This is a genomic window from Pseudoalteromonas sp. SR45-5, from assembly GCF_014163565.1.
Classification (GTDB): Bacteria; Pseudomonadota; Gammaproteobacteria; order Enterobacterales; family Alteromonadaceae; genus Pseudoalteromonas; species Pseudoalteromonas distincta.
Genome location: NZ_JACJDN010000581.1, coordinates 1 through 2,507 on the forward strand (window position 1 = coordinate 1; position 2,507 = coordinate 2,507).

The window sequence follows — 2,507 nt, forward strand, 5'->3', positions numbered from 1 at the left end:
CATGAGGGGCTATTTGAGCTTGTTCTATTTTAATTTTATAACCGTGATACAAAACACGTAACTGCTCAAGTGATTCAAGTAATTCTAGTGGTGATACACTCAGCTCTATGTATTGTTTAATAAAACCCGCTCTGTACGCATAAATACCTACATGGCGTTGAAACGGGGCTAAATTAAGGGCAGTGCTATCACCCATCATCGTATTTCTATCAAACGGTATACTTGCACGAGAGAAATACAGGGCATTTTTATTTATATCGCTAACCACTTTAACGGCATTAGGATTAAATACTTCATCACGTTCTTCAATAGCAACACTTAACGTTGCCATTGGTGCTGTTGAATCACTTAATAGTGCAGCAACTTGAGATACGTTTTCTGGTGCAAGTAATGGCTCATCGCCTTGTACATTAACCACAATTGTATTGCTATCAAGTTTAAGCAAATCAACCACTTCAGCTAATCGTTCAGTACCCGACTGGTGATCTTCACGCGTCATTACTACATCATTAGTAAACATACTTACTGCATCAAATACTTTTTGATGATCGGTTGCTATAACTACTTTACTAGCACCTGATAAACATGCTTTTTCGTAAACGTGTTGAACCATTGGCTTGCCACAAATATCAGCAAGCGGTTTACCTGGTAGTCGGGTCGATGCAAAACGAGCAGGAATTACAACTACGAATTCCACTTTTCAACCTCTTCTAAAGATAACTCACGTGCTTCATTTTCAAGTAATACTGGAATATCGTCTTGAACAGGATAAGCAAGCTTAGCTGCTGTGCTAATTAGTTCGTTGTTGTCTCTATCAAAGCGTAATTTTCCCTTACAAACAGGGCACGCAATTATCTCGAGTAATTTTGTATCAAAGGCCATTGAGTATTCCTTTTTCTTTTAATATTGAATTTAATGTGTTTATTACGCTATCGGTAGGTTGTGCATCTACTGGTAAATAATACCAATTAGGCTTTGCAAAGGACTTACATTTAACGGCATCTTTTTCGGTCATTATAATGCAATCATCACCAAATTGGGCAAAATCATCTACTGTATAAGCATAATGATCTCTAAAATGATGAGTCGATAATAACGTAATATCTTGTGCTTCTAATGAGTTTTCAAACCGTTTAGGGTTCCCAATTGCACTTATTGCATGTGCTTCACTTACGTTACTTTTTGCATAATCGCTTGAGTTAACTAAGCGAAGATTACTTACTTGTAATGTGTAGCTATTATTAGCCTCACCACCATTTTCAATTACTATATCGACACTTTGCAAACGTTTAGTTGTTTCACGAAGTGGCCCTGCTGGCATAACAAAGCCATTACCAAAACGACGCTCATTATCAACAATACAACACTCAATGCTACGAGGCATTTTATAATGCTGCATTCCATCATCAGAAATAATAACATCGAGTGTATAATTATTTTCTAATAAATCGATATTGTGTTGTCTATTAGGCCCAACCGCTATTGGGCACTTTAAACGATGGTATAAAAGTACGGGCTCATCTCCAGCCTGCTGAGCATCTACAAGCTCAGTAACTAACAGCGGGTAATTTTTTGATTGCCCACCATATCCTCTACTAATAATTCCCACTGATAAACCTTGCTGTGTTAAATGACCATACAGCCACAAAACAAAAGGCGTTTTACCATTACCGCCAACACTTATATTGCCAACTACAATTACAGGCGTTTTGCACTCAAAAGGTTTAAGTATTTTAGCGCTGTATAAGTATTTTCGAAATGACGATACAACCCAAAACAAAGCACTTAATGGTAATAACAGTAAAGTAATTAGACCAAATGGTTTATACCAGCTTTGTTCTATTTTACTCACGCCTGATCACCAAACTGCATTTTGCAAAGGGCTGAATAAGTACCGTCAATTGCTAATAAGCTATTGTGATCGCCACTTTCAATTACACGACCGTTATCAATAACATAGATTCGGTCACTGTTTTCGATAGTAGATAAGCGATGCGCAATAACAATTGAGGTTTTATCTTTCATTAGCGTTTCTAATGCTTGCTGAATAAGCTTTTCTGATTCGGTATCAAGTGCTGATGTAGCCTCGTCTAAAATCAAAATAGGTGCGTCTTTTAATATTGCACGTGCTATCGCTATACGCTGGCGTTGACCGCCGGAGAGCATTACACCATTTTCACCTACCATGGTGTTTAATTGCTCTGGCAGGTCTTTAACAAACTCCCAAACATGCGCTTGTTTAGCAACTTGCTCTAATTCTTCCTCAGACACATCATGCTTTATGCCATAACAAATATTGTTAGCAATCGTATCGTTAAATAACACGACTTGTTGAGACACTAAAGCAAATTGGCGACGTAGATCTGTTAATTTATAATCCTGCAGAGCTATACCATCAAGTAATATTTCACTCGGTAACTCTAAGTCATAGTAGCGTGGTAATAAATTAGAAATTGTTGATTTACCAGAGCCTGAGCGCCCTACTAAGGCAATACTTTCACCCGCTT

4 protein-coding genes are annotated in these 2,507 nt (G+C 37.7%); all 4 read right to left on the minus strand.

Going from position 1 to position 2,507, the window contains the following annotated elements:
• On the minus strand, positions 1-697 hold a 697-nt coding region (gene kdsB, locus H5072_RS16750; RefSeq protein WP_182694182.1), incomplete at its 3' end, for a 3-deoxy-manno-octulosonate cytidylyltransferase.
• Positions 685-882, minus strand: a complete 198-nt coding sequence (locus H5072_RS16755; protein WP_182681254.1) for a Trm112 family protein — start codon at positions 880-882, stop codon at positions 685-687. The genes kdsB and H5072_RS16755, both read right to left, overlap by 13 nt.
• Positions 872-1,852 (minus strand): tetraacyldisaccharide 4'-kinase, encoded by a 981-nt coding sequence (gene lpxK, locus H5072_RS16760; protein WP_182694183.1) that lies wholly within the window; start codon positions 1,850-1,852, stop codon positions 872-874. The genes H5072_RS16755 and lpxK overlap by 11 nt, the downstream gene beginning before the upstream one ends.
• On the minus strand, positions 1,849-2,507 hold a 659-nt coding region (locus H5072_RS16765; RefSeq protein ID WP_182694184.1), incomplete at its 5' end, for an ABC transporter ATP-binding protein. The genes lpxK and H5072_RS16765, both read right to left, overlap by 4 nt.

Excerpts from the sequence above, each read along its gene's own strand:
- H5072_RS16755 (WP_182681254.1), bottom strand. The coding sequence starts at position 882 with ATGGCCTTTGATACAAAATTACTCGAGATAATTGCGTGCCCTGTTTGT.